At 64.2% G+C, this 21,705-nt stretch carries 15 protein-coding genes and 1 pseudogene; 5 read left to right on the forward strand and 11 right to left on the reverse strand.

Annotated elements, in window-relative coordinates; translation table 11 throughout:
• From ABX74_RS27465 to dnaK, 6 genes and pseudogenes are all read right to left on the reverse strand, one after another.
• Positions 1–217: pseudogene (locus ABX74_RS27465) on the reverse strand (branched-chain amino acid ABC transporter permease); the annotation flags it as partial.
• Positions 214–1,428, reverse strand: a complete 1,215-nt coding sequence (locus ABX74_RS27470; RefSeq protein ID WP_047890168.1) for an ABC transporter substrate-binding protein — start codon at positions 1,426–1,428, stop codon at positions 214–216. The pseudogene ABX74_RS27465 and the gene ABX74_RS27470, both read right to left, overlap by 4 nt.
• Before the next feature lie 334 nt (positions 1,429–1,762).
• On the reverse strand, positions 1,763–2,173 hold the full coding sequence (locus tag ABX74_RS27475; protein ID WP_003944355.1) for a heat shock protein transcriptional repressor HspR: 411 nt from the start codon (positions 2,171–2,173) through the stop codon (positions 1,763–1,765).
• Positions 2,170–3,342 carry a molecular chaperone DnaJ gene (gene dnaJ, locus ABX74_RS27480; protein WP_019749386.1) on the reverse strand — a complete coding sequence of 391 codons (1,173 nt, stop codon included), beginning with the start codon at positions 3,340–3,342 and terminating at the stop codon, positions 2,170–2,172. The genes ABX74_RS27475 and dnaJ overlap by 4 nt, the downstream gene beginning before the upstream one ends.
• A gap of 22 nt (positions 3,343–3,364) precedes the next feature.
• On the reverse strand, positions 3,365–3,961 hold the full coding sequence (gene grpE, locus ABX74_RS27485; protein WP_019749385.1) for a nucleotide exchange factor GrpE: 597 nt from the start codon (positions 3,959–3,961) through the stop codon (positions 3,365–3,367).
• The gene (dnaK, locus tag ABX74_RS27490) at positions 3,958–5,811 is read right to left on the reverse strand and encodes a molecular chaperone DnaK (RefSeq protein WP_019749384.1); all 1,854 of its coding nucleotides are present in this window, start codon (positions 5,809–5,811) and stop codon (positions 3,958–3,960) included. The genes grpE and dnaK overlap by 4 nt, the downstream gene beginning before the upstream one ends.
• A 262-nt stretch (positions 5,812–6,073) precedes the next feature.
• On the opposite strand from dnaK, the gene ABX74_RS27495 reads away from it, so the two are divergent.
• The gene (locus ABX74_RS27495) at positions 6,074–6,649 is read left to right on the forward strand and encodes a hypothetical protein (protein WP_019749383.1); all 576 of its coding nucleotides are present in this window, start codon (positions 6,074–6,076) and stop codon (positions 6,647–6,649) included.
• Positions 6,646–7,650, forward strand: coding sequence for a TIGR03617 family F420-dependent LLM class oxidoreductase (locus tag ABX74_RS27500; protein WP_047890169.1), 1,005 nt, complete (start codon positions 6,646–6,648; stop codon positions 7,648–7,650). Before ABX74_RS27495 ends, ABX74_RS27500 begins: the two co-directional genes overlap by 4 nt.
• A gap of 19 nt (positions 7,651–7,669) precedes the next feature.
• Here the strand turns inward: ABX74_RS27500 and ABX74_RS27505 are convergent, their stop codons facing one another.
• From ABX74_RS27505 to ABX74_RS27525, 5 genes are all read right to left on the reverse strand, one after another.
• Positions 7,670–8,314, reverse strand: a complete 645-nt coding sequence (locus ABX74_RS27505) for an FMN-dependent NADH-azoreductase (protein ID WP_047890170.1) — start codon at positions 8,312–8,314, stop codon at positions 7,670–7,672.
• 23 nt (positions 8,315–8,337) lie between these two features.
• Complete coding sequence (locus ABX74_RS27510; RefSeq protein ID WP_019749380.1) at positions 8,338–9,921, reverse strand: MFS transporter; 1,584 nt, start codon at positions 9,919–9,921, stop codon at positions 8,338–8,340.
• 104 nt (positions 9,922–10,025) lie between these two features.
• A complete protein-coding gene (locus ABX74_RS27515) occupies positions 10,026–11,510 on the reverse strand; it encodes a dynamin family protein (protein ID WP_047890171.1) in 1,485 nt (494 codons plus the stop codon).
• The gene (locus tag ABX74_RS27520; protein WP_021334270.1) at positions 11,507–13,375 is read right to left on the reverse strand and encodes a dynamin family protein; all 1,869 of its coding nucleotides are present in this window, start codon (positions 13,373–13,375) and stop codon (positions 11,507–11,509) included. Before ABX74_RS27520 ends, ABX74_RS27515 begins: the two co-directional genes overlap by 4 nt.
• A 123-nt stretch (positions 13,376–13,498) precedes the next feature.
• Positions 13,499–15,766, reverse strand: a complete 2,268-nt coding sequence (locus tag ABX74_RS27525; protein ID WP_047890172.1) for an IniB N-terminal domain-containing protein — start codon at positions 15,764–15,766, stop codon at positions 13,499–13,501.
• A 335-nt stretch (positions 15,767–16,101) separates the two neighbouring features.
• Here ABX74_RS27525 and ABX74_RS27530 point away from each other — a divergent pair, with 335 nt between their 5' ends.
• From ABX74_RS27530 to ABX74_RS27540, 3 genes are all read left to right on the forward strand, one after another.
• The gene (locus ABX74_RS27530) at positions 16,102–17,823 is read left to right on the forward strand and encodes an Hsp70 family protein (RefSeq protein ID WP_047890173.1); all 1,722 of its coding nucleotides are present in this window, start codon (positions 16,102–16,104) and stop codon (positions 17,821–17,823) included.
• Positions 17,824–17,837: 14 nt separating this feature from the next.
• Positions 17,838–20,273 carry a LuxR C-terminal-related transcriptional regulator gene (locus ABX74_RS27535; protein ID WP_053062090.1) on the forward strand — a complete coding sequence of 812 codons (2,436 nt, stop codon included), beginning with the start codon at positions 17,838–17,840 and terminating at the stop codon, positions 20,271–20,273.
• Between the two features lie 111 nt (positions 20,274–20,384).
• Positions 20,385–21,632, forward strand: a complete 1,248-nt coding sequence (locus ABX74_RS27540) for a hypothetical protein (protein WP_047890174.1) — start codon at positions 20,385–20,387, stop codon at positions 21,630–21,632.
• Positions 21,633–21,705 lie beyond the last annotated feature (73 nt).

Raw genomic sequence — 21,705 nt, forward strand, 5'->3', positions numbered from 1 at the left:
AGGCGAGGAGCATCACGGTCACGGTTGCCATGACGGCCACCACGAGAACGGGAAGTTTCAGGGTCACGAGACCCGTGTAGGCGACGAAAGTGCCCACCATCATCAGCTGAGCTTGAGCGAAGTTGAAAGTGTTGGAGGAAACGAAAACGATGTTGTACCCGATGGCAACCAGCACGTAGACCGCGCCGAGCGCCAATCCGGACCACAGAATGGTCATGACGCAGCCGGGTTTCCGAACTGACCGTTGAGGATCTTCGTCGGGCTGATGAACTTCAGCTCACTGGTATCCGGGTTCGGGCCGTGGTTGTCAGAGCTGAAGTTGTAGCGCGAGAGGAATGCGGTCTTGGCATTCTCCTGAACCTCTGCGGTTTCCAGTGCTTCGGCGAGCTTCTTCGGATCGGTCGAACTGCCGACCTTCTCCGCTGCTGCCGCGACGAGGGGGAATGCGTCGTAGTTGTCCGCGAGGATCAGCGTCGACGGGATCGAGCCCAGCGACGCCATCGTGTCCACCATCGTGTTGACGAGCGCGTTGTTCGGATCGAACACCGTGCTGGTGAACACCTGCGTCACCAGGTTCTTCACCTGCGGGGTGCCGAGCACGCCGGCGGGCGGATCATTGGCGATGAGGTTGGTGGCAGAGACCGACGTGTTGCCGATCAACGGCACGTCCCAGCCGAGTCGCTCCAGGCTCTGCAACACGTATCCGAGCGGGGCGCCGTACGCGTCCAACGCGATTGCCGTTGCACCGGCATTCTTGAGGGACTGCAACTGCGCCGTCATGTCCAGAGCAGCGGCGTCGTATTCTTCGTTGCCGGCAGCCTTCAGACCGACCTTCTCGAGCGCACTGGTCATCTCCTCGCCGAAGAGTTCACCGTAAGCGGTACTACCGTGCAGGACTCCGACGCTGCTGTAGCCCTTGGTCTTTGCATACTCGGAGATGCCGCGAGCGGTGTCGGTCGCGCCCGGAGCCAGGTCGAAGTTCAGCGGGAACTTCGAGGGGTCCGTGGAATCGGGAGAAGGCGCCATGCTCAGCGAGAGGATGTTGTTCTGCTTGAGGATCGGGAGAACCGCAGCCGCGATCGACGAAGGACCCGAGTTGAGGTAGAGGTCAGGCTTGTTCCCCGAGTTGATGGCTTCGCGCAGCTTGGTGACGGCGATGGTTGCATCACCCGCGTCATCGACAGTGGTGAGCTCGATCTGACGGCCGCCGATGCCCCCGGCCTCGTTCTGGACCTGAACGCCGGCCTTCGTGGCCAGCAGGGAAGTCTGCGAGTTCGCCGCGAGAACACCCTGCGCACTGATCCCGCCGGTCAGCAGGACGCGGTACGGCGAATCCGCGCCACCTTCGGACTCCGAAGAACCACTACACCCCGCGAGAGCCAGAGCCGTCACGGCAACTGCCGCAACAAGAATGGGCCGACGATTCATGTCTGCACTCCTAGAACACATGTATGCACCGAACGTCAGGCGAATACCTGACGAAAGAAGGATCGGCCGGTGGGAACGCCTGATTTCGAGCACCAGCCAACCAAGCACCCGCTTGATGATCTAGCAAGCAGTTGCTTGGGTTGGAGCATAGAATGTGATCTGGATAACGTCAAACGCACAAAAGAGGAGTCATGGAAGCGGACGCTATGCATATTCGGGCGGCCTCGACAGACCGATTCCCGCTGGGTGGAAACGCCAAAACGGCCTCACGCCCTGCGGGATTCGATGAGGTGAATCCGAGCAGGGCGTGGAGCCGTTTGCGTAAAGGTCTGAACTATCGCTGGTTTCGTGGCTTCCAAACCACCAACGCGTTGTTGCGTGGGATCGGAACGAGGTCCCGGCGATAGCCCGCATGGACTTTCGCGATTTCCTCGGCCAGTTCGCGGACGCGATGCTGCAGAGCCTCGACCTGGTTGGTCAGTTCGATGATCCGTTTGATTCCGGCGAGGTTGACGCCCTCGTCCTGCGAAAGCCGTTGTACTTCACGCAGAAGCGCAACATCACGCGGGGAGTAGCGTCGTCCGCCACCAGTGGTTCGGTGAGGGGTGACCAAACCGAGTCGATCGTAGTTACGCAAGGTCTGCGCATGCATTCCGGCCAACTCGGCTGCCACCGAGATCACGAAGATCTGGGCGTCAGGATCGACCGTCGCATCCCATTGATTCTGCGGTCGTTCGGTCATCATGCACCGGCCCACCCGGCCCGTGGATCGAACCCGCTCGCCTTCTCGGCTTCGAGATAGGTCTTCAGCGCTTCGATCGCCGGGTCGTCCAACTTCTGCGGGACGGATACCTTGACGGTGACCAGAAGGTCGCCTGCCCCCTCGGGACGCTTGGGGATGCCGCGTCCGCGAACTCGCAGAATGCGTCCGTCCACCGTTCCGGCCGGAACCTTCACTCCGACGCGGCCGTCCAGGGTCGGCACGGACAGTGTCGTCCCGAGCACCAGTTCGCCGTAGCTCACCGGAACCGTCAGCGTCAGATCGTCGCCGTTACGGCCGAAGACATTGTCCGGCTTGACGCGGATGTTGACGAACAGGTCACCCGCCGGAGCTCCGCGGAGACCCGCTTCGCCCTTGCCCTTGAGTCTGATTTTCTGACCGTCGCTCACGCCTGCCGGCACGCGAACCGTGATGGTCCGTGTCCGGTTGGTGACGCCGCTACCGTGGCAGTCCTCGCAAGGCGAGTCGATGATCGAGCCGGTTCCCCGGCAGTCGTCACACGGCTCACTGAATCCGAATGCGCCCTGGTTGCGGCTGACCACGCCGGTTCCGTTGCAATGCGGGCACACTCGCGGGCTGGTGCCCGGCTTTGCGCCGCTGCCGTGACACGTGGTGCACGACGTCGGGCTGGTCAGACGAAGTGGGACGGTGACACCGAGCGCCGCTTCGCGGAAGGCGAGCGTCGTCTCGGTCTCGAGGTCCTTGCCTCGACGCGGGCGGTTTGGCGCAGCTGTGCGCTGGCCCGCTCCCCCACGATTGAACAATCCGCCGAAGATGTCTCCGAGACCCGAGTCCTGACCGCCGGCACCGCCGCCGAACAGGTCGTTGATGTCGAAACCACCAGCGCCGGGGTTGAATCCACCGCCACCTTGCGCACGGGGACCGAAGCCTCCGCTGGCAAAGAGGCGCCTGGCCTCGTCGTACTCCTTGCGCTTGTCCGGATCAGACAGAACGGCATGAGCTTCACTGACGGACTTGAAACGCTCTTCGGCCTTCGCATCGTCAGGGTTGGCGTCGGGATGAAGATCCCGGGCCAGCTTGCGATACGCCTTCTTGATTTCGTCGGCCGTCGCGGTGGACGAGACGCCCAGCTCCTTGTAGAAGTCCTTCTCGATCCACTCCCGTTGACTCACTGGGCGTCTCCTCCTCTCACTCTTACTTCGCTTCTTGTTCTGAACCGTCTGCAGGCTTGTCGCCTACCCGGTCCGTCACGGCCACCATTGCGGTCCGAAGGACCCGGTCGCCGAGCTTGTAACCCTTGCGCATGACCGTCCCGAGTACGGGGTCGTGGCCTTCGCCTTCATGCTGCACCGCTTCGTGGAGTGCGGGATCGAAATCGTCGCCCTCGTTACCGAAGTCGGTCAAACCCAGACCCGTCAGGGTCGTGTTGAGCTTGTCCGCGAGTGCACGCAGTGGACCTGATTCGAGGTCACCGTGTGCCCGAGCGCGATCCAGGTCGTCGAGGATTCCGATGAGTTCGGTGATGACCGAAGCGCGCGCGGTTTCCTTGATGACCTGCTTGTCACGCTCGACGCGACGACGGTAGTTGGTGAACTCCGCCTGAAGTCGCTGCAGATCCGCAGTTCGTTCGGCGAGCTGATCGGTGGCGGATGCTTCCTCCACGATCGACTCTGCTTCCTGAACTACCCCTGTGTCTTCCGAGTCGAGCGGCGGCAGGGATTCCCCCGCCGCCTCTCCCTGTGCACCGGTCTCGGGGTCGACCGGGTTGTTCTCGGAGTTGTCCGAGGTCACTTCTTGTCCGAGTCGGTGGGCTCGTCGACAACCTCGGCGTCGACGACGTCGTCGTCATTGCCTGCGCCGTCGGTGTTTCCGGCCTCGTTTGCAGCGGAAGCCTCGTAGATGGCCTGGCCCAGAGCCTGCGACTCGGTGCCCAGCTTCTCCACTGCGGTCTTCACTGCAGCGATGTCGGTGCCTGCCAGCGCGTCGTTGACGTCCTTGACCGCTGCCTCGACCTTGGTCAGGATCTCCTCGGAGACCTTGCCCGCGTTCTCACCTTCACGCTGCTCCTTGACGAACTTCTCCGTCTGGTGGACCAGCGACTCGGCCTGGTTGCGGACCTCTGCCTCTTCGCGACGGGCCTTGTCTTCCTCGGCGTGAGCCTCGGCGTCCTTGACCATGCGCTCGATCTCTTCCTTGGACAGACCGGAGCCGTCCTGGATCTTGATCGTGTTTTCCTTGCCGGTGCCCTTGTCCTTCGCCGTCACGTGCACGATGCCGTTGGCGTCGATGTCGAAGGTGACCTCGATCTGCGGAACGCCACGCGGGGCGGGCGGCAGATCGGTGAGCTCGAAGGAGCCGAGCAGCTTGTTGTGCGAAGCGATTTCGCGCTCACCCTGGAAGACCTGGATCTGCACCGAAGGCTGATTGTCGTCAGCGGTGGTGAAGGTCTCGGAACGCTTCGTGGGGATGGTGGTGTTGCGCTCGATGAGCTTGGTCATCACGCCACCCTTGGTTTCGATACCGAGGGAAAGCGGCGTGACGTCGAGGAGCAGAACGTCCTTGACCTCGCCCTTGAGCACGCCGGCCTGGAGTGCGGCGCCGACTGCGACGACCTCGTCCGGGTTGACACCCTTGTTGGGCTCACGGCCACCGGTCAGTTCACGAACCAGATCGGAGACTGCCGGCATACGGGTGGAGCCACCGACGAGCACGACATGGTCGATGTCCTTGACGGCGATTCCGCTGTCCTTGATCACTGCCTGGAACGGCGCACGGGTGCGATCGAGCAGGTCCGAGGTGATCTTCTGGAACTCGCTGCGGGAGAGCTGCTCGTCCAGGAAGAGCGGGTTCTTGTCCGCGTCGACCGTGATGTACGGGAGGTTGATGGAGGTGCTCTGCGAGCTGGAGAGCTCGATCTTCGCCTTCTCCGCAGCCTCACGCAGACGCTGCAGGGCCATCTTGTCCTTGGTCAGATCGATGCCGTTCTGAGCCTTGAACTTGTCGACCAGCCAAGCGACGACGCGCTCGTCCCAGTCGTCGCCACCGAGGTGGTTGTCACCGGAGGTTGCGCGAACCTCGACGACGCCGTCGCCGATTTCGAGCAGGGAGACGTCGAAGGTGCCGCCACCGAGGTCGAAGACCAGAATGGTCTGCTCGGTGTCACCCTTGTCCAGTCCGTATGCCAGTGCAGCCGCGGTGGGCTCGTTGACGATACGAAGGACGTTGAGGCCGGCGATCTGGCCGGCTTCCTTGGTTGCCTGACGCTGTGCGTCCTCGAAGTATGCGGGGACGGTGATGACGGCGTCGGTGATGTCTTCGCCGAGGTAAGCCTCCGCGTCACGCTTGAGCTTCATGAGCGTGCGGGCGCTGATTTCCTGCGGCGTGTACTTCTTGCCGTCGATTTCCACGTTCCAGTCAGTGCCGATGTGGCGCTTGACGGAGCGGAGGGTGCGGTCGACGTTCGTGACTGCCTGGTTCTTCGCGGGCTGACCGACGAGAACCTCGCCGTTCTTGGCAAATGCGACCACCGAGGGGGTGGTACGTGAGCCTTCGGCGTTGGCGACCACTACGGGCTCGCCGCCCTCCAGCACTGCAACTACCGAGTTGGTCGTACCGAGATCGATACCGACTGCACGAGCCATAGTGTTCCTACCTTTCGTTCTGCGGTTCTCTGCCCGAGTGGTTGATCTCGAACATGACCGCGAGTTTTTCGCTTGGTGAGCGTCCTCCGCTCAAGTTTGCCTCCGACCGTGGCCGGGAGTCAACTCGAAGTTGAGCCGAGGGCGCTCAAGCTTGTCGAAATGGTCAACTACAGCCCACGTAGATTTGTTCCCGCCTTCTCCGAAAAGCCGAAAAAGTGCGCCACATCACTTCCGAATCTCTCCGAATGGCTACGATCGGCCGGTGACCGATCCCGACAATTCTCCCGTTCGACCTGCTCGACCGGCGCCGGCGCGCCCCGCACCCGAGCGACCCGACGTCTCGGTTCGGCCGCTCCGACCTGCAGCGAACGACGAGATGCCCAAGGCCGTGACCTTGTCCACCTCTGCCTGGATCGGCTCGTTCGTCGTCCTGGCCGGTATCGCCGGAGTGGTAGTCACCAGCCTCGACGACGTCCGGTCAGCCCTCGAAGAATCGACTGCGCGCGACAATCCCGGATACTCGTCCACCGATATCTCCGATGCCGTGACGGTCGTCCTGGCCGGCAGTGGCGGCGGCGCTCTCGTCCTGATCCTGCTCGCACTCATGAGCCTTCAACTCCTCCGTGCCCGCAAGAACGCCGGGCGGGTGATGACGGCGATCGTCGGAGCCCTCAGCATCGCGGCCGGGCTCGGCTTCATGTCTCTGGTCGACGGCGCTGCGGATATCGGCGCCGGAGTTCTGAGATGGGGTCCGATTCTCTACTGCGTCCTTGTAGCAGTGGCGGCGATCGCTCCGTTCGCTCCCGGTGTCAGCACCTGGCTGCGAGTACGCCGATGAAGGTTCACGTACAACTCGACTCCGCGCCGGGCGCGGGCGCTGCTCGCAGCCGTGAACTCGCGGAGACCGGCGCCGGTGGCCTGTTCACCTTCGAGGGACCACACGACGTGTTCTTCCCGCTCGTCGAAGCGGCATCGGCCGTCGACCTCGACCTGATGACCAACGTCGCCATCGCATTCCCCCGCAGTCCCATGCATCTGGCGCATTCGGCCAACGACCTACAGTTGCTCAGTCGCGGCCACTTTCGCCTCGGTCTCGGATCGCAGATCAAACCACACATCGAAAAACGCTACAGCGCAACGTGGTCGCGTCCAGCGGCCCGCATGAAGGAGACGGTCGCAGCGGTCAAGGCGATCTTCACGGCGTGGGAGAACACCTCGACGCTGAACTTCCGCGGCGAGTTCTTCACCCACACTCTGATGCCCCCGACGTTCGATCCAGGCCCCAATCCCTATGGACCGCCGCCCATCCTGATGGGTGCGCTCGGACCGGTGATGACCCGGACGGCGGCGGAGGTGGCCGACGGACTCCTGGTCATGCCGTTCCACACGCAACGCCATTTCCTCGAACGAACACTTCCGGCCGTCGATGCCGGCCTCCGTGAATCCGGCCGCACCCGAGACGAATTCACGATCATCCCGCAGGTCATCGTCGGCGTCGGCCGCGGCGACGATCAACTTGCCGCGGCCGCCCGAGGCGTCCGAGCCCTGCTCTCGTTCTACGGTTCGACGCCCGCATACCGTCCGGTGCTCGACGTCGAAGGGTGGGGCGAGGTCCAACCGGAACTCAATGCCCTGTCGAAGCGAGGTGGTTACGCCGACATGGCATCACTGATCACCGATCCGATGCTGACAACACTCGCCGTCGTCGGCACCCCCGAAGAGTGTGCCGGCGAGATTCGGCGGCGGTTCGGCGAGCATGCCGACGAAGTGTGCTGCTACTTCCCGGGTTACGACGTAGAACCGTCAGACGTGGCGTCGATGATCTCGCTTCTCACCTGAACCTGGTCGAACTTCCTGATCAGGCCCCCAAGGTACGGGCCAGCTCGGTCAACGACTCCCGGGCAGCACGCAGGCTCGCGTCACCCTGCTCGATCAGCGGTGCCATCGCCGGAATACGCTGCGCCAAAGTCAGTTCCGCGGTGATGACGGAGACATCCATTCCCATCGACACCCCGAGCACCTGAACGAGTGGCGGGACGGTGTGATCGTTGGCCTCGTTCCCCGAGCCCGGTGCATAGGTGTTCCCACGGCTGGACACGATCACCACGGGCTTACCTGCGAGCGGCTGAGTACGCGTGTCGAAAGGCACCGTAGTCCCCAGGACGTGCACGTAATCTATCCACGCCTTCAACGTGGACGGGATCGACCAGTTGTACATCGGCGCGCCGATCACGACTACGTCTGCAGCGGTAAGTTGCTCGATGACCCGAGCCTGTAGTGCTTCCGCGGCGGGATCCGGAATCTCTCCCTCGACCCGCAAGCGTGGTGCATAGTGCAGAGCCGCGTCCGCGAGGTGCGGCAAGGGATCCCGGTGCAGGTCCACCGTCACCGTCGTGTGATCCGGACTGTTGTTCGACCACTGCTGAGCGAACAGGGCGGTGAGATCACGAGAGGTCGAGTGGTGGAGTTCGGCAGACGAATCGATGTGAAGTAGCTGTGGCATCCTTCATCAGTACCAGAGCGCGCTCAACTCTTCTCCGCGGCGAGATCGGATTCTGCCGCGTACTGCGCCAGCAGGACACGTTCGCGCTCGCGGCGCGGATAGAAGAACGTCACCACCGCGGCACCGGCACACACGATGATGATCGCCGCGATGTAGGCGTTTGTATCCCCGTCCAGGAAGGCGTTTTTGGCGGCGGTCATGATTTGGTCCGCGTATTGCGGGTAGCGTTCCGCGAGAACTTCGGCGCTGGAGAAAGATTTGGTGAGCGCGGCCTGAGTTTCGGGAGTCACCTCGGATGCGTTCGGCGAGGACGAGATCGCATTCCCCAACGATTTTGCGTACCCGGCCGTGAGTATTCCGCCGAGAATCGACTGCATGATGGCGCCGCCCAGGTCGCGTTGCAGGTCCGAGGTTCCCGACGCCATACCAGCGCGGTGCACGGGAACGGATCCGGTCAGCGAACGCGATGCCGGTGTGCCTGCCAGGCCGACCCCGATCCCGACAAGCGCATAGGCCAGCGCGACCTGCCAATACTGTGTGCTTTCGTTCCACAGGAAAAGCGCGACAAACAACCCGAGAACCACGAACAGGTAGCCAGAGAGCAGCGTGACGCGGGCGCCGTACCTTTCGATCATGGTCGCCGAGCGCGGCGCAACGATCACCATCGCCAGCGCAGCCGGAATGATGGCCGCACCGGCTGCCAGCGTCGAGTAGCCGAGGACGTTCTGCAGGAACTGCTGGCCGATGAACATCGCGCCCATGAGCGAACCGAACACGACCAACCCGCCCACCGCCGCGACCCAGAAGGTCGGGCGCGCAGCTACGTGAAGATCGAACAGCGGATTGACCGCGCGTCGCTGTTGCAGGAAGAACCCGATACCCGCGACGACCGCTATCGCCCCGAGCACCAGAGCCAACGTGCCCGAACCCTTCACCGGCGCAAAGTTGATGGACAGCACCAGCGCCCCGATGAAGACGATCGACACTATGCCGCCGAGGTGATCAACTCGCTCGGTCGTCTCGTTGACGTGCGCGGGCACCAACACCAGCGAACAGATCAGTGCCACGAGAGCCAACGGAAGGGTGACGAAGAAGACCGAACCCCAGTGAAACTGCTCGAGCAGCGCCCCCGAGACGATCGGACCGAGTGCTGAAATCGCGCCACCGATTGCGGACCACATGGCAATCGCCTTGGTCCGTGCCGGTCCGGCCCACAGCGCCGTGATGATCGCCAGCGTGGTCGGGAATGCAAGACCTGCCGAGACGCCTCCGACTATCCGAGCAAGGAACAGCACTTCGAAGTTCCCGGCGAATCCAGCCACGATCGACGCCGGAATAGACAGCGCCATGCCGGTGACCAGCAGCATCTTGCGGCCGTATCGGTCTCCCAACGCCCCAAGGTAGAGCACCGTTCCGGCCAGGCCCAACGAGTACCCGACCGCGATCAGGTTCAGTTGTGTCTGGCTGGCGTCGAAGGCCCGCCCGATGTCCGGCAGCGCGACATTCGCGACCGAGAGATTGAGATTCGCGACCGCAGCGACCAGGATGAGCGTCCCCAGGACGAGGGTGGCTCGATCCGGTGAAGCGGACTTGATGTCACTCGCCATGCGCGTGCTCCCATCGAGGTGGGACCCGAACCTGGGAGTTATGTCCGGGTCATCCCGAACTCAAGATAGAACCCTCTCTAAGCGCTCGCACAGTGAACGGGTCCCTATTCGGGCACAATTTCAGCCAAGACGCCCTCGGCGCTGCGGGCAGCAACCAGGCAGGCGCGGGAGGTGAACCTGTCGAAGAGCGGATGCCTGGACAACTCGCGCCATCGCCGGACAGCCGCGGTAGCCCGCGCACGCTGCACCTCCGGCGTTTCTTCCGGTTCGCAGCCCAACCGGTCACTGGCCCGGATTCCGTAGCCACCGATCAGCCTTTGTAGTTGTGCCAGGTCGTCGGGTGGCAGATCTGTGTGTACCGAACGAAGTCGCCCGAGCAGGCGAAGTTCGTGGAAACCGTGAACATCGGCAAGCAACCGTTGTGCCTCCGCCGCGATCTGGTCGCCTTCCTCACTCGGATCGGCTTCGAGGATCCTGCCCAACGTCACCAGTGCTGTGTGCGATTTCAGTTGATCCGCGCGCTGCCCGAATTGAACGTCGATCACCTGACGAAGCTCGTCCAGTCCGCTTCGCTCCAGCAATTCGGCTGCCAGACTCGGCGAATCAGTGGCACCCAGCTTTATCGACGTCACGGCGAGGCGAATTCCGAAGAGCCCGAACCGATCGGCCAATTGCGCCCGCATCGCCGCATCGACCGGGAGTGGACTGTCCTGCCTGGCAAAACGATCCGCGGAGAGCAGTGCCAGGCTCAGATCCTCGGATGCAACCTGCGCGAGCGCCGAGAAGGCAGCGAACTCACTCTGCCTCATCGTCCGTGCGGCGAGTGCCAGCAGACCTGCCACGGGAACCACCGACTGACACAGGCCGGTTCGCTCCAATTCCTCGGCAAATCGTGCCGCGACGTCCTTCGCCGAAGACAACGCGTCGAGCCTGCCTGCGCCGACCTCGTCGGCACGCGAGAGAACACCGATCACTCCGAGCGGGCCGGATTCTCCGCCGACATGATCAGCGATCTTCCCGAGGAACTGCATGTCACTGGCGTTCAGGGCGCGCAGCAGGTAGACCACCGCGTCCGCGCCGGGCGCACCACCATCGGGAACCAGCATGTCCCAGGTTCGGGCCGAAACCTCGGTCGAGAGCGACGACGTACCTGGGGTGTCGATGATCGTTGTACGAGCCAATGCCGAAGACGGCCAGTCGACGTCGATGCGGTCCACCGAGTCTGCGGTGTACTCCCCCAGATCGAACGTGAGCCTGCCGTCGCGGCGCGTCACCGGCACGTTGAACTCGGCACCGTTCTCAGCCGTCGCAGTCACCTGGGGCGTTGTCCCGTTCCGATACCAGGTGACGACGCGCGTGCACTCCGTCGCGTCGGTAGGCGCTATATCCTGTCCGACAAGCGAATTGAGCAGCGTCGACTTCCCCGCCTTGAGGGAGCCGGCGAGCGCCACCCGGAGTGGCTCGCCGAGTCGGGCAGCGCATTCGTCCAACTGGGCTCGCGTCTGCGGCTGGTCCGCGTAGACCCGTCTGGCCTGGTCGATCAGAGCATGTGCCGACTCCACAGCGGTCACGGCGGTCGTGGCACTCATGCGTTGGTCACCTTTGCCGGAGCAGGAGCCGGAGTTTCGCCGATCAGCGTTCCGGCAACGGCGTCAAGCTCTGCGACGACGCGCATGTCGGTCTCCAGACGCTTGATACGAGCGGCGTGTTCGCTCGACTCCAACTGCGCAGCTTCCTGCGTGGCGCGGAGGGATTCGTTGATCGAACGCAGCGCCTGCTCGGCGATGTCGGTGAAATGATCCCGCAGAAGCCGCTGCACCAGGCGGAGGCGGTCCTTCGACTCCTTGCCCACCTGGAAGCTGACGTCGTCGGCAAACCGTCGGATTGCCGCTTTCGCCTCGGCCCGACGCTTGAGCACCTGTGCTTGTTTGTCTTCGCGATAAGCCTTGGTACCCAGCAGAACCCCGGCTCCGATGGAGATCGGGTTGACCAGCGCCATGCCCATCATCGTGGTGATCAAGCCGAACATCAGGACGCCGCCGTACGAGCCGCGCATGCCGACCAGGACCTTCTGAGTGATGCCGATACGGCCGGATTCGAGGTCCGACAACGCGCCAACCGGTTCCAGGAAACCGTCGGTGTCGGCGACGTCGAGATGCGGGAGCGCGACGTCGCCGGTCTCCGCAAAGTGCTGCGCCACAACTTCTGCCAACCATTGAGCTCGATCGTGAGCCCACACGAAGTTGTCACCGATAGCGGTGGCGATCTCCTGTTCGAGCCACTCCCCCACTACGTCCCAGTCCTTACCTGGATCGCCTTCGTCGACCGTCTCTTCGGCCTGGCGGGTGACCCGGCGCAACCGGTCCCGGAGGTCGTGATCGATGTCGGCGGCGAGGTCTGCAATGCCGTCGCCGAGGCTCTGTTGCCAGAGCGAGGTCTTCTTGTGCAGTTCCTCGGCCGCTGCCCGGGCACGCTGCAGGCCGGCGACCGCCGCTTGAGCGGTGGACGGATCCTTCAGCGCCGCAAGCTCACTGCCCATCTCCAACGTCAGATGTGCTGCCGAGGAACGCACGTCCATCGCAACTGCGCGTCGCGTGTTCGACTCGGCACGCGCAACCACGTTGTCCCGCAGGAACTGATAGAGGTCCAGAAATCCGGATTCCGCCTCGAGTTCCTTGTCCCCCAGTCTCAGTGCGTGCGACCGCAGTACCGAGGAGATCGGAATGAGCGGCAGGTCCAACCCGGCGCGCTGGAGATGTCCGCGATCGGCGTCGAGGATCTGTCGCCAGTGCGGGTACAGATCGGTCTTGCTGATCAGACCGGCCACCGCAGGACACAGATTGACGACCTGGCGGATGAATCCCAGCTCGGGTTCGGTGAACTCCTGACTGGAGTCCGACAGAACCAACACGGCATCGGCCGCAGTGATCAATCCCAATGTTCCTGCAGCATGCGGATTTCCATGACCACCGACACCAGGGGTGTCGATCAGAACCAAACCGTCGGCCAACAGCGGACTGGGAACACCCACTTCCACACGCAGAACTTCACGCCCTTCGGCGCGAGGCGTGGCCGGGGTGATCCCCATCAGTTCTTCGAGCGGGAGGGGCACCCGGATGGGCGCCGCACCCGGATCGGCGAGAATCAATTCGGCGACCGCGGTCTCCGCGTACTGCACGACCGTCGCCACGGCAGTGGTCTCGTCGTCACCGACCGAACACACGTCGATGCCGAGCAGAGAATTGACGAACTGGCTCTTGCCCTGTTTGAGGGGACCGACCACCACGATACGAATACGTGGATCATTGACTCTGACCTGAGCATTCTCGAGTCGGCGCACCAGATCCGTGCGCCCGAAATCCTTCGCCACGACGGCTGTTCGTTCGAGCAACGACGCCGTCGACGACGCGACGCGCGCCTTCCGACTGCTTACCTGACTCGCTGAATCACTCATGAGCTACGTTGACCCGCAATTCTTCCCGACTCGAATATCCGGCCCTGCGAACGCATAGCGCACGCAGGGCCGGATTTGTTACATCAGGTCATTTTGACCGATTTCAGTTCCTGCGTCAGCAGATCAGGGATGCAGGTGATCGACAACCGCAACCGGGTCGATGTGATCGACCGGTGCTGCAACCGAATCCTCGGCGAAGAGCGAGTGTCCGGTATCGGCGCTCAGTCCCGAACCGGAGCCCGCACCGAAAGCGTCGGTCGCATCGATCGACGACCACGGGTTCAGCGCACCGGTCAAGGAACTTGTCAGGTCGGACACGCCGCTGACTGCTCCACCGAGGGATCCACCCAGGTCAGCGACTCCGCCGCCGCCAACGGTACCGCCACCGTCGACGGTGCCACCGGCAGCCGCGGCTGCGTCGGCACCGATCGAACCTGTCACGTCGGTGACTGCTCCGACAGCCCCGCCGAGCGATCCACCGAGATCGGTGACGCCGTTCAGTGCTCCGCCGAGCGACCCACCCAAACCAGCCGCAGCGTTCGTGGCGGCGTCGAGACCTGCTGTTGCGTCCAGAGCACCGCCCACCGTTGCTCCGAGGTCGCCGGTCACACCGCCGAGGTTCAGGCCGTCTGCCGCGATGCTTCCGAGGTCGACGGAAGGCAGTTCAGCGGAGATCGGGCCAAGGTTCACTGCGCCGAGGTCGACGGAGGGCAGGTCGGCGCCGATCGAACCGGTGTCGATTCCGCCGAGGTTCAGTGCCGTGTCCAGCGCTCCACCGAGTGCGCCTTCGGCACCGAGAACGCTGTCGAGAGAGCCCCCCAGCCCGAGGCCGGCGCCCAGCGCACCGTCCAGCGCGCCGGTGAGGTCCGTGCCCACGGAACCGACAGCACCCAAGCCGCCTGCACCTGCGAGAGCGGTGTCGAGAGCCGCAGCCACACCGGCTGCCAAGCCTGCTTCGCCGCCCAGGCCGAGTGCACCACCGAGGTCGATTCCGGTAAGTCCGCCTGCGCCCAGCGCTGCGTCGAGTGCGCCGCCGAGACCGCCCGCCAGCCCGGCATCGATGCCGAGTGCCGAACCGAGGACACCTTCGAGAGCCGTCGACAGATTCGCACCGCCGCCCAGAGCCGCTGCGAGGTCTGCGCCGAGACCGCCTTCGAGGTCGAGTGCTCCCCCGAGCAGTCCACCGAGTGCGCCGCCCAGGTCGGCTCCGACCGTTCCGCCGGCACCGAGGGCGCCGGAGAGTGCCGCGCTGAGCTGCGCGCCCAGGTCTGCACCCCCGCCGAGTACGGCGTCGAGGTCGAGTCCTCCGCCGAGGCCCAATGCTGCGTCGAGTGCGCCGCCGAGTGCAGTTTCCAAACCGCCGCCGACGCCGAGTGCGCCGCCGAGTGCGCCGCTCAGGGCTGCACCGAGATCGAGGCCGCCCGCGATATCGGTGAGAACGCTGACATCCGTGATCGCTCCGAGGACGCCGCCGAGTGATGCACCCAGATCGGCGCCGATCGTGCCGCCGGCTCCCAGGACACCGGAGAGCGCGCCGGACAACGCCGTGCTGAGGTCGCCCGTCAGAGCGCCGGCCAGATCGAGGCCGCCGCCCAGTGCAAGGGCGGATTCCAGTGCGCCGGTCAGGCTCGCGCCCAGTTCGCCGCCGATGTCGAGGAGTCCGCTGAGGTCTGCTGCGCCGCCGAGGAGTCCACCGAGAGCCAGTCCGAGGTCGGCTCCGAGGTCGCCACCGATGGCAAAGACCGGTGCGAGGGCTCCGCTGAGCCCCGCCGTCAGGTCGAGTCCGCCGACCACACCGATGGCGGCGTCGAGGGCTGCGCCCAGTTCCGCGGTCAGACCGCCGGTCACTCCGAGGGCGCCGCCCAGAGCCGCGCTGAGCTGTGCGCCCAGATCGAGAGCTCCTTCGAGATCGAGTGCACCGCCGAGGCCCAGGCCGGCTTCGATGACGGCGCCGAAGGCTGCGCCGAGGTCGGCACTGATCTCGCCGCCGATGGCAAGCGCAGCGCTGAGGGCTGCTGCGAAGTCGCCGACCAGGTCGAACTGGCCGCCGAGGGCGCCTCCGACTCCGAGACCTGCACCGGCGCCGAGACCCAGGCTGCCGCCGAGGCCGCCACCCAGTCCACCGGTGAGACCACCACCGATTCCGAGACCGCCGCCGATGGCACCCGCAGCGGACGCGCCGGCGTTGACGATCGCGGACAGGTCGGCGCCGCCACCGGCAAACAGTCCGGACTCGGCAACCAGCGGAGCGACGGCGACGATGTCGGCGGGGCTGACGTCGCACAGACCGGCAGCGTTGAGTGCCGCGGTCGGGTTGGCGCAGTAGTTGGCAGCTGCCTCGTCGTCACGAAGTAGCCCGAGGATGAATTCGAGTACGGCGTTCGTTGCCATGGCGGGTTCTCCTGAAGTTCGTTGACCGGGTTGTTGCCGGTGGGTTGTTGCCGGTGATCCGGAAACTGGTGCGCTGCCAGAGGTAGCGAGTGGAATCAACGCTAAGAACTTTTGCGACTGGGGCCAACGGGGAGCACCCCCCTCTTCTGCGTGGACAGACGGGGAAGCCCCCTACGGGGTACGCCCGCTCGGAATAGGGGGATTTGCTCCGATTAGGGGATCGGTCCCCTACTTCGCCGCGACGCCTCCGATCCGGTAACGATCTAGGTCCTGAAACCGACATCGCAGACAACCGCGACAGTCCTTCTGTCGCCCACGACCAGGGGAGTTCGTTCATGGCGGCAGGGCTCGGCATCAGCATCGGTTCGGCCACTCTCGTAGCTGTCACCGACGGCTCGACCGGTGAAACGCAACAGGTCCGCTTACCCAGTGCGCTGCAATTGGACGACGGATCCGTCATCACCGGATTTGTCGAGCGCGTCGGAGACCCGATCCCGATACTTGCCGCCGACGGTACCGAGTACCGCGGCGAGTCTCTCGCAGCGACAGCGGTAGGCGCGCTCGTCGGCCAGGCTGGCCGCGAAGAAGGGCCAACTGTTGTCCTGGCTCATCCGGTGGGGTGGAACCGCCACACAGCACGCACCATGGAGTCCGCGCTGGACGACGCCGGGGTTCACGGGGCTACTCTCGTCGCCGAACCCGCGGCCGTCATGGCGTGGCTCGCCGCTTCCGGAAACGCTGCCAACGACGGTCTGACCGTCGTCTACGACCTCGGCGCTCGCTCGCTCGACGTCACGATGATGTCCACGACCGGCGGACGAAGCGAGATCTTCGGAAAGCCACTGCGCAGCGAGGACATCGGCGGCGACGAATTCGATCACCTCGTCACCGTGCACCTGCTCGATGCGGTTTCCGACCACTTCGCAGCCCTTGATCCCTTTGCTCCCGAGACGATTGCAGCGCTGGAAACTCTGCGCGAGCAAGCCCGCGCAGCCAAGGAGGAACTTTCCACCGAGACGGAAACCGTTGCTCGCGTGACGCTTCCCGGCGCCGTCAGCGACATTCGACTGGTTCGTTCCGAGCTCGAGGATCTGATCAGGCCCGCCCTCACCGAATCGGTGGCCTTGGTGCGCGAAAGCCTGCGATCTGCCGGCGTCGAGTCCAGTGATGTCAATCAGGTTGTTCTGGCCGGCGGAAGCTCGTCCATTCCCCTTGTCGCCGAACTACTGTCCGCGGAGCTTCGTGTTCCGGTAATCGCCGACGCCGATCCCGCGTCGTGCGCGGCGTCCGGCGCCGCGGCACTCGCCCTCGACGCCCGAGACTCGCAAGTGCCGGCCGCCGCCACTGCAGTGATTCCCGCCGAGCCGTCGCGCAAGCCCGCACCGGTTCCTGCCTTCTCGACTCCGTTGCTTGCCGAGCCGACAGAGGAAGAGAACACGGCGACTCGACGCTCGTCGAGGGTGGGCGTCGTTGCTGCGGTGGTAGGAGCGTTCATCGTGCTCGCCGCAGGCGGACTCGGAATCGGAACGGCCATGGACAAGATCAACGTTCCGTCCAGTTCGGCGGACACCACCAGTGAGTCCACCTCGTCCACCGCTTCGACCACGCCGGGCTCTACCCCCGGCAGCACCACGGCAGCCGAAGCAGCAGGTAACGGATCCACGACTGCGAACAACGTTACTCAGAACAATCAGCCCGGCTCTCCTGCTGCCGCAGGCGGTTCGACGACGGCACCAGGGGCAGTTCCGGTTGCCGGCGCACCAGCTGGATCTGCTCCCGCACCAGGTGAGACCGCCCAGTCGGCGCCTGCACCTGCCGCACCCGGCGCCCCGGCGCCCGCACCGGCTCCCGCCCCGGCACCGGCGCCCGCGCCCGGAGCAGGCGTCGGAACCGGTATCGGTGATGCTGCGACCGGCATCGGCAACGGTGTCGGCGGTTTGGTCGACGGCGTCGGGGACGGTGTCGGCGGCGTGGTCGGAGGTCTCGGTAACGTCGTCGGTGGTGTCGGAAACGTGGTCGGTGGTGTCGTCGGCGGCGTCACCGCGCCGATCCGCTGACCGGCGGGCTTTCGATGAACCGTGACAACGGCACCGAATCGTCTTACATTGCAGGACTTTTGCGCGGCATCGACCTGACTGCATCGCCACTGCGCCTGTTCGTCACCGGGACCGACGCCAGCGCTCGGCCCCAAGTGACGAGGGCGGTGCGCAAGAGGATCGAATCTGGTGACAGACCCGTGGTCACCGTCGTCACGCATGACGCCCCGGCCGATGCGATTGTGGTGATCGCGGACGCACAGGCTCTGACCTCCGACGAAATCCGTGCTCTGAACGAACTGGTTCAACGTGACGACCTCGGAGTTGTCATCGCCTCCGATCGGATCGATCCTCCACTCGCACCGATCTACTCGAACATCTCGAGTTTCGGTACCGTCCTACATCTGAACCCGTTGAACCGGTCAGATATTCGGAAGATCGCCGCGGAGCGAAGAGTTCCGCTCGACGATCGTGCCGTGCTGACGCTCGAGCATCTGGCCGGTGGTTCCTTCGGGGCCGTCGAAGCGTATTTCGCCGCCGCCTCGGCGGGCCGCCCGGAAATGGCGACAGCCGTACGCACACACATCCTCCATCAGGTCACCGCTCTGCATCCGATCGAGCGTGAGATCCTCGAGGTTTCATTCGCCGTCCCGGACATCGACGCTTTCGAGCTCGATCTGGGACAGGAGAAGTTCAGTCTCACAGCGGCATTCGACCGAGCACTGGCCACCGGACTGTTCGGTTCGCGATCACCTCTCGTCGCGAGCGTTGTGGCAGAGTCGACCAGCACAGGACGTATCCGCAGCGAGCTGATCAGAATCGTCGAATCACGAGCGAACGCGAGAACCCTCGATATCGATACAGCACGAAGACTTTTCGACTCCGGCATCCGCCACCGCGATCTCACGGCTGTACTACGAGACGCAGTCGACGCGAGCACGCCGACGGTCGCGGCAGATCTTTTTCGTCGTGTGAATTCGATCGAGCCTCTCGGCGTGGCGGACACGCTGCTGTACGCCCAGGTCTCGGCTCGGAGTGGTGACCTCGACACTGCCTGCCGCCTGGCCGATTCCGTCATCGCCGAACCCGATCTCGACAACGCGAGACTGGCTGCGGCGGTGCGAATCCGCGCAGCTTCGTCCGCAGCATGCGGCCAACTCCGCGCCGCCGCAGATCTCTACACCTGGCTCGGGCCAGGGCGCACCGAAACCGAATCCCCCTTCGCCGCAATCACCTTCCTCGGCATCGGCAACGTCGATGACGCGAACGCGGCGCTCGCCGGGCATACTGGATCACCGTCGAGCTCCACGGTCGGCGCTGCCACACTGGCCAATGGACTGATGCAATCGGTCACGGGGAGTGCACCGAGTGCGCTCAACACGATGTCGCGCGCACTTTCGCTCCCCGGCGGCTCCGGCACATCTGAATTCCAGCCTGATTCCGCCCCGGCGCTGGTAGCTCTTGCACTCCTGCACAACGGCGCCCATGAACGGGCCGCCGCTGTCGTCGCGGCCGCGATCGCCGCCGACGACGCAAGCAGTCACACGTGGGCGCGGCTTCACCTTCTCGACGCGTGGATCGCGATGACCCGTGGGCACGACACTGCTGTCGAAGATCTACCGGAGGAGGTAGTCCGCGGCCCCCTCCGTGAGCGTGACGCACTGTTTCTGCATGCCATGATCGTGGGTCTCGCTCGACGCTCCGGCGATCTCGCCCAGCTGCGGCGAGCCTGGTCGGGCGCAGCCGGCACCCTCTCGTCCTGCAGCGTGGATCTCTTCAATTTGCTTCCCATCGGCGAACTGTGGCTTGCGGCAGTACGACTCGACGAGGCCGAGCAGGTCGAGCATCTGGTCGACGACGCACGCACGCTCCTCCGAGCACTTGGCGAGCCTCCGCTGTGGTCTTCGCCGCTGCATTGGTACGGCGTCCAGGCGTCGATCCTCTCGCAGTCACCGGCCGATCTCCTTCCACACGCCCATACACTCGCGGAATCAGCCAAAACCCACACTTACGCAGCCGGTTTGGCGACCGCCGGACGCCAGTGGCTTCTACTCATGCAGGGCAGCGTCGACGCAGACGACGTGGAAGCTGCAGCGCGAACGCTCAACCGCATCGGGCTGCCCTGGGACGCGGCCCGCTTGGCGGGCGAAGCAGCATTGCGCACACCGGACACCAAATCGGCCACCGCATTGCTCCACGTTGCGCGCTCGCTACGCACAACGTCGACGGCCGAGACCAATGCAACCGATTCGACCGACAGCGCGGCACCACCGTCGGTACTGACCGAGCGCGAACAAGAAGTTGCCGAACTCGTCGTCGTCGGCCTGACCTATCGGGAAATCGGCGAACGCCTCTACATCTCCGCTAAAACCGTCGAGCACCATGTCGCACGCATCAAGCGGCGCGTCGGGGCGCAGTCTCGTTCGGAACTGCTCACCATCCTTCGCAGCATGACACCGCCGAACAAATAGTTAGCTGCATATTGTCCGGAGGGTTGCGTATATCCGTTTAAGTGATAGTTTTCACAGGAATCAGGACATGCATGCCGAGCAAAGTTCGGTAACTGTGAAACGGGGATCGCTATGAAGTGGGGAGTCGAACTCGCCGTCGGCAATAAACGAAGCATTGCTGCGATCGCGAAACCCGACTCGGAACCAGTGATCCTCGAACGCGAATCGGTGCTGCACCACGCTCCTGACGGCACCGTGCAGCTAGGTGAAACCGCGTTGGGGTCAACCGGCTTGCGCGGGTTCCTCGACAGGGTTGGAACTGACGATACCGACAACTTCTCCGAGCACATGACGCGAGGAGAGGAACTCGTAGCGACAGCAATGTATTGCCTGGTCAAGGAGGTCCGAACACTCACTGATCAGAACCTGAACATCTCTGCGGTGATCCCGGCAGGTTGGTCGAACGATTCCGTCGACGCACTGCGCGGCGCACTCGACAGCATGGATCTCGACGGCGTCGAACTGATTCCGGAAGAGAAAGCCTCTGCGGCCTGGCTCGCGGATCCGGATGCCGACGACAGTGCAGCCCGCGGAGCCGCAGAGTTGGCCGCGCCTTACTCGATCACCTCTACCTGTTCCGAACCCGAGCCAACCGATCTTGCCGAGCCAGAGGACACCCTCGAGGAGTTTCCGCCGTTCGTCCTGATCGAACCGGAGCCGGAATCCGGCGTGGAAGTACCGGGCACGAAAGCACCGAGCGTCGACGGTTGGTTGAATCGTCAGTGGCGATCGGAGCGCCGACCGATCATCGCCGCAGCAGCCGCCGCAGTCTTTCTGACGGTGTCGGGATGCGCGGCCGCGGTCATCATCGGACACACTCCGACCATTTCAGCGCCCGGGATTCTCGACGCACAATCTCCCCTGCCCACCGGCACCACGCCCGCCACTGCGGCGAGTCCGTCCGGCACGGTTTCGCACTCAGCGACCTCGCTCCCGTCGGAAGTACCCGCTCTCGGCGCGCAGCCGACGGCGCAGTCGTGGTCATCCGAAGCGGAATCGACCTCATCCGAATCCCAGCCCATCCCGGCGAGTCCGGGCACCGGTACCGAGAAATCGACTACGGCGAACGTCCCCGCGCAACAGGGATCGCCGATCACCATCCAGCTCGACCCCCTTCGGATCGAGAACCTGCCGCCGGTCGTCGGACCGCTGAATCCGGTCGATCCGGCTACCCCGGACACTCCCGCCGTGACCGACCCCACTGATACACAGACAACGCCGACGCAGCCCTCCAACCCGACCGACACAACCGATCCGGTGGTGCCGAATCCCGACATGCCCGTCATGCCATTGGCCCCGAGACCCGGAATGCCAAGTTAGACAGAAAGATTGAACAGCCAGACAGGAGGCGCATATTCCTCGTCGAAACTTTTCCCCTATGGTGGGTGCGGTA

Source organism: Rhodococcus sp. ARP2 (assembly GCF_001029585.1).
GTDB classification, from domain to species: Bacteria; Actinomycetota; Actinomycetes; order Mycobacteriales; family Mycobacteriaceae; genus Rhodococcus_F; species Rhodococcus_F erythropolis.